The following is a 5,866-nucleotide window of genomic DNA, read 5'->3' as shown; positions in this document are numbered from 1 at the left end:
TCCGGGCCCAAGCTCCCCAGCGGTCTAGGCAACCTAGGTGACAGCGGGCTCACGAACGGAGCGGGTTGGGGCGCTAGCGCCCCAACCCGCAAACCCATCATGCACCAAATTCAAGATACAAGGTGGCTGCCCGTCAGGGCAGACGGAGGGGGCAATCGCACCCTAAGGCGTCCTCACCCCCGCCAGAGCGGATATTCGACCAGCCGGTCCCCCGCCGCCAGCACCGCATCGACGGCGCGGGCCGGCTGGACCGCGGCCAGGATCGCCGGATCGGCCGCGTCCATCCCGCCGGTGAAGGCGCCGAAGGCCGGCAGGATCAGCCGGTGATCGCTGCGCACCGCGCAGGGCCGGGCGATCGAGCGCCCGCGCACCCGCACGCGCAGCTTGGGGTGGAAATGGCCGGACAGCTCGGGCCCGGCCGCCGCGCCCCCCGCCCCCTCCTGCGCCCCGGCCTGGTGGCGCAGATGCACCCCGCCGACCGCGAGCGAATCGACCACCGTCCCGCCCCATTCCGCTTCGGCCGCGGCGATGGCGGGATCGTGGTTGCCGGTGATCCACACCCAGTCGGTGGCGCGGGTCAGCGCCGCCAGCATGCCCGCGGCGTGGCGGTCGATTCGCCCGGGCCCCTGCGAATCGTGGAAGTTGTCGCCCAGGCAGAACACCCGTCGCGCCCCGGTCCGGCGCAGCGCCTCGGCCAGCCGGCCCAGCGTCTCGCGGCTGTCATAGGGTGGCAGGAACTGGCCGTGCCGGGCAAAGGCACTGGCCTTTTCCAGATGGAGATCGGCCACCAGCAGGGCATTCTCGGCAGGCCAGTACACCGCCCAGGACCGCTCGTTGCCCGGCACCAGCCGCCATTCCTGGCCTGCGAACGAAAAGGGAACCATGCTGGGCGCTTGCCGGATGTCCGGGCAGATGGCAAGGGTCATGCCGACCGCCCGCTGCGCAGACCGCACGATGCCGGGCAGGGGAGGACCGCTTGACCGACTGGACACCTTACACTGAACGCGCAAGGCAATGGTTCGAACACCTGCGTGACCTGATCTGCGCCGAATTCGAAGCGATCGAGCGCGAGGCCGGCAGCGACGCGGCCTTCGCCTATACCCCCTGGTCCCGCCAGAGCGTCGAGGGCGAGGGCGCTCCGGAGGGCGACACCGGCGGCGGCACCCAGGGCCTGATGAAGGGCAAGGTGTTCGAGAAGGTGGGCGTCAACGTGTCGACCGTGCGCGGCGATTTCAGCCCGCAGTTCGCCGGATCGATCAACGGGGCGAGCGCCGACAACCCCGGCTTCTCCGCCACCGGCATCAGCCTGGTCGCGCACATGGCCAACCCCCATGTCCCGGCGGTGCACATGAACACCCGGTTTCTCACCACCACCAAGGCGTGGTTCGGGGGCGGTGCCGATCTCAACCCGCCGCTGCCCTATGACGAGGACACGGCCGAATTCCACGCCGAGTTCAAGGCGGCCTGCGATCGCCACGATCCCGCCTATTATGCCAAGCACAAGGCCTGGGCCGACGAATACTTCTACATCCCGCACCGCAAGGTCCATCGCGGGGTGGGCGGGATCTTCTACGATCACCTCGAATGCTCCGACGAGGCCGCGTGGGAAGCGAACTTCGCTTACACGCAGGATGTCGGGCGGGCGTTCCTGGCAGTCTTCCCGCGGCTGGTGCGCAAGCGCATGGGGATGGATTTCACCCCGGCGGACAAGGCCCAGCAGCTTGAATGGCGCGGCCGCTATGCCGAATTCAACCTGGTCTACGATCGCGGCACGCTGTTCGGGCTGAAGACCGGCGGCAATATCGACGCGATCCTGATGAGCCTGCCCCCGGAAGCGACCTGGAGCTGAACCGGCGGGCACTCACTGCGCGGCGCCGCGTTGATCCGGGGCGCCCGTCCCGGGTGCAGGAGGACGACAAGACCATGACGCTGTTCCGCAACCTTCCCGCCCGGCTGGTTTCCCTGATGGCCCTGGGCTGCGCCGGCGCGGCCATGGCGGCCTCCGAACCGGTGGTGCCGCTCGCCACGACCACGCTGGTCCATGCCGATGGCACCCCGGCCGGCATGGCCCGGATCGTCGCCTCCGGCGGCCATGCGATGATCGCGATCGAGCTGACCGGGATTCCGGCGGGTGAGCACGGCCTGCACCTCCACACCACCGGAAAGTGCGAAGGCCCGGCCTTCGCCAGCGCGGGCGGGCACCTCAACCCCGCGGCCAAAGCCCACGGCATGGACAACCCCGCTGGCAGCCACCTGGGCGACCTGCCCAACGTCACGGCCGATGCCCAGGGCAAGGTCAGCACGGTGATCCATTACGGCGGCGATCCCCAGGCCCTCGCCACGGCCCTGTTCGACGCCGACGGCGCCGCCCTGGTGCTCCACGCCGCGGCCGACGACTACAAGACCGATCCGTCCGGCAACAGCGGCGCCCGGATCGCCTGCGGGGTGTTGGCCAAGGGCTGAGGGCCCATTCCCCCTCCGTCTGCCCTGCGGGCAGCCACCTCCCCCGTTGTGCTGCGCAAAACGGGGGAGGATAAGAGAGGAGGGTGGCAGGCGCGGGACGCGACGGACGGAGGGGCCGAATGCCGCGAGAACGGAAGCGTGGCGACGTGCCGCGGGCCCGTGAGCTGCGGCGCGCCATGTCACTGCCCGAGGTGCAGCTCTGGCGCCTCCTTAAGCGGCAGGACATCGTCCGCATCCGCCGCCAGCACCCGATCGGACCCTATGTGCTCGATTTCTACAGCGCTGAGGCACGGGTCTGCTTCGAGATCGATGGAGTGGCCCATGACCGGGGCGACAGGCCCGAGCGGGACAGGCACCGGGACCTCTGGCTGGCCCAACAGGGAATTACGGTGGTGCGGATTGCCGCCAGCGAGGTGCTGCGATCGCCGGCAGATGTGGCCGAGGCCATGGTGCGGCGGTGCCTGACCTAGGCCCCGTCCGCCAGCCGCCTTCTTGTTAACATCCTTTATCCTCCCCCGTTTTGCGCAGCACAACGGGGGAGGTGGCGGGCGCGGTACGCGTCCGACGGAGGTGGCCGGATCCCGCGCCGACCATCGCCCCTTTCCTACTCGCGCACGATAGGCCCAGACTGTGCCGATGACCCAGCCCGCCCCGCGCCGCCGCATCCCCGCCTTCCACCCTGTCCCGCTGCGCGGTCGCCGCGATGGCTGGACCCCGCTGCGCCAGGCGCGGTTCATCGGCTATCTGGCCGAAACGCGCTGCGTGGGCGCCGCCGCGGCGCGGGTCGGGCTCAGCCGCGAAGGAGCCCACCGCCTGCGCCGCCGGACCGGGGCCGAAGGCTTCGCCGCGGCCTGGGACCGCGCGCTGGGCCGGCCGGGTGCGGCGGTGACACGATCGGCGCGGAAAGTCACAGTCGCGCAGCTGCTGTGGCGGGTCGAACAGGGCCTGCTGCGCCCGGTGGTGCGGCGCGGGCGGTTCCGGCATGTCGCGCCCCGGCCCGACAATTCCGCCCTGCTGGCCCTGCTCGCCCGCTATGCCCGGGCGGCGGGGCGCAGCGGCCAGGCGGAGCGGACGGCGGGCTCGCCCGGGCGCACAAAATTGCGCGGCAAGTGTCAACACCCTTGCCCTTGCCCCCCGGTTCCGCCCATCTAGGAACTGTATGCTGCGCCAATACGAACTGGTTGAACGGGTCAAGGCCTACGATCCCGACGCGGATGAGGCGCTGCTCAACCGTGCCTATGTCTACACTGTGCAGAAGCACGGCACCCAGAAGCGGGCCAGCGGCGATCCCTATTTCTCGCACCCGGTCGAGGTGGCCGGCCTGATGACCGAGCTGCAGCTCGATCAGGACACGATCATCACCGCCCTGCTGCACGACACGGTGGAGGACACCCTGGCCACGGTGGCCGAGGTGGAGAAGCTGTTCGGCCCCGACGTGGCGCGGCTGGTCGACGGGGTCACCAAGCTCTCGAAGATCGAGGCGATGACCGAGAGCGAGCGCGCCGCCGAAAACCTGCGCAAGTTCCTGCTGGCGATGAGCGAGGATCTGCGCGTGCTGCTGGTCAAGCTGGCCGACCGCCTGCACAACATGCGCACGCTGCACTTCATCAAGAGCGAGGAGAAGCGCCGCCGCATCGCCCGCGAGACGATGGAGATCTATGCCCCCCTGGCCGAACGGGTGGGCATGTACGAATACATGCGCGAGATGCAGCTCCTGGCCTTCGAGCAGCTCGAGCCCGAGGCCTATGCCACGATCACCGGGCGGCTGGCCCAGATCCGCAGCTCGGAAGGCGGGCAGGTCGGGGCGATCGCGCTGTCGATCAAGCAGGCCCTCGCCGAGGCCGGCTTCAAGGTCGAGGTCTCGGGGCGGGAGAAGCACCCCTATTCGATCTGGAAGAAGATGGCCGAGCGCCACGTCAGCTTCGAGCAGATCACCGATATCATGGCCTTCCGGGTGATCGTCGACAGCGTGCCGGACTGCTACGGTGCGCTCGGTGTGCTGCACCAGACCTGGCAGATGATTCCCGGGCGGTTCAAGGACTACATCTCCACCCCCAAGTCGAACGGCTACCGCTCGCTCCACACCGCGCTGATCTTCGAGAACTCGATGCGCATGGAGGTGCAGATCCGCACCCGCGACATGCACCAGACCAACGAGTACGGCCTGGCCGCGCACTGGTCGTACAAGCAGGGCGGGGTCCGTCCCGATGGCGAGGTCGGCTGGCTGCGCGATCTGATCGAGATCGTCGACGCCAGCCACGATGCCGAGGAGCTGCTCGAGCACACGCGCCTGGCGATCTACCAGGACCGGATCTTCGCCTTCACCCCCAAGGGCGCGCTGCACCAGTTGCCCAAGGGCGCCACCCCGATCGACTTCGCCTATGCCGTCCACACCGATCTGGGATCGATGGCGGTGGGGGCCAAGATCAACGGCCGCCACGTGCCGCTCCGCACCCCCCTGGGCAACGGCGACGTGGTGGAGATCATCAAGAGCAAGAATTCCTCGCCGCAGCTTTCGTGGTTGTCCTTCGTCGTCACCGGCAAGGCCCGCGCCGCGATCCGCCGCGCGGTGCGCGCCAAGGAGCGCGAGGAGATCGCCGCGATCGGGCGCAAGCTCTACGAGGAGATCGCCGGGCGCCTGCCGACCAAGGTCGGCAAGAAGGCGCTGAAGGAGGCGGTGCAGCGGCTCGGGCTGGAGGACGAGGACGATCTGATGGTCGCGATCGGCACGGCCAAGATCGATGACCGCTCGGTGATGGAGGCGCTGGTTCCGGGCAGCGCCCGCTCGATCACCGATCCCGAGGACTGGCCCAAGCAGGAACGCGCGATCTCGATCCGCGGGCTGACCCCGGGGATGGGCTTCCACCTGGCCGAATGCTGCCACCCCGTCCCGGGCGACCGCATCGTCGGACTGCGCCGCCCCGGCGAAGGGGTGGAGGTCCACGCGATCGACTGCCTGAAGCTGGCCGACGGGATCGATGCCGACTGGCTCGACCTGTCGTGGGGCGAACGCAGCACCGGCGCGGTCGGCCAGGTGCGCTGCGTGCTCTACAACCGCCCGGGCACGCTGGCCGAGATGACCGGGATCTTCGCCCATGCCCGGGCCAACATCGTCCGGCTGCAAATGACCAGCCGCGACAATCTGTTCGGCACCTACGAGGTCGATATCGAGGTGACCGACCTGGCCCACCTCACCCGCATCGTCTCGGCCCTGCGCGCCAGCGAGGCCGTGTCGACGGCGGACCGGCTTTAACGAGCCCCTCCGTCAGCCCTGCGGGCTGCCACCTTGTATCTTGAATTTGGTGCATGATGGGTTTGCGGGTTGGGGCGCTAGCGCCCCAACCCGCTCCGTTCGTGAGCCCGCTGTCACCTAGGTTGCCTAGACCGCTGGGGAGCTTGGGCC

6 protein-coding genes are annotated in these 5,866 nt (G+C 69.2%); 5 read left to right on the top strand and 1 reads right to left on the bottom strand.

Going from position 1 to position 5,866, the window contains the following annotated elements:
* Positions 1 to 173: 173 nt before the first annotated feature.
* A complete protein-coding gene (gene pdeM / locus H7F49_RS18710; RefSeq protein ID WP_185685084.1) occupies positions 174 to 884 on the bottom strand; it encodes a ligase-associated DNA damage response endonuclease PdeM in 711 nt (236 codons plus the stop codon).
* A gap of 92 nt (positions 885 to 976) precedes the next feature.
* Here pdeM and hemF point away from each other — a divergent pair, with 92 nt between their 5' ends.
* The 5 genes from hemF to H7F49_RS18685 all read left to right on the top strand — a co-directional run bounded on the left by hemF (position 977) and on the right by H7F49_RS18685 (position 5,716).
* Positions 977 to 1,849: an oxygen-dependent coproporphyrinogen oxidase gene (gene hemF / locus H7F49_RS18705; protein ID WP_185685083.1), complete on the top strand. Its 873-nt coding sequence runs from the start codon at positions 977 to 979 to the stop codon at positions 1,847 to 1,849.
* 74 nt (positions 1,850 to 1,923) lie between these two features.
* Positions 1,924 to 2,463, top strand: a complete 540-nt coding sequence (locus tag H7F49_RS18700) for a superoxide dismutase family protein (protein ID WP_185685082.1) — start codon at positions 1,924 to 1,926, stop codon at positions 2,461 to 2,463.
* Positions 2,464 to 2,582: 119 nt separating this feature from the next.
* Positions 2,583 to 2,933, top strand: coding sequence for an endonuclease domain-containing protein (locus H7F49_RS18695; protein ID WP_185685081.1), 351 nt, complete (start codon positions 2,583 to 2,585; stop codon positions 2,931 to 2,933).
* Positions 2,934 to 3,099: 166 nt separating this feature from the next.
* Positions 3,100 to 3,615 carry a hypothetical protein gene (locus tag H7F49_RS18690; protein WP_185685080.1) on the top strand — a complete coding sequence of 172 codons (516 nt, stop codon included), beginning with the start codon at positions 3,100 to 3,102 and terminating at the stop codon, positions 3,613 to 3,615.
* Between the two features lie 7 nt (positions 3,616 to 3,622).
* Positions 3,623 to 5,716 (top strand): RelA/SpoT family protein, encoded by a 2,094-nt coding sequence (locus H7F49_RS18685; RefSeq protein ID WP_185685079.1) that lies wholly within the window; start codon positions 3,623 to 3,625, stop codon positions 5,714 to 5,716.
* Positions 5,717 to 5,866: the final 150 nt, after the last annotated feature.

It is taken from the genome of Novosphingobium aerophilum (assembly GCF_014230305.1).
Taxonomy (GTDB): Bacteria; Pseudomonadota; Alphaproteobacteria; order Sphingomonadales; family Sphingomonadaceae; genus Novosphingobium; species Novosphingobium aerophilum.
The sequence above is the reverse complement of the archived record's forward strand: the minus strand, read 5'-3'. Positions and strand labels throughout refer to the sequence as shown.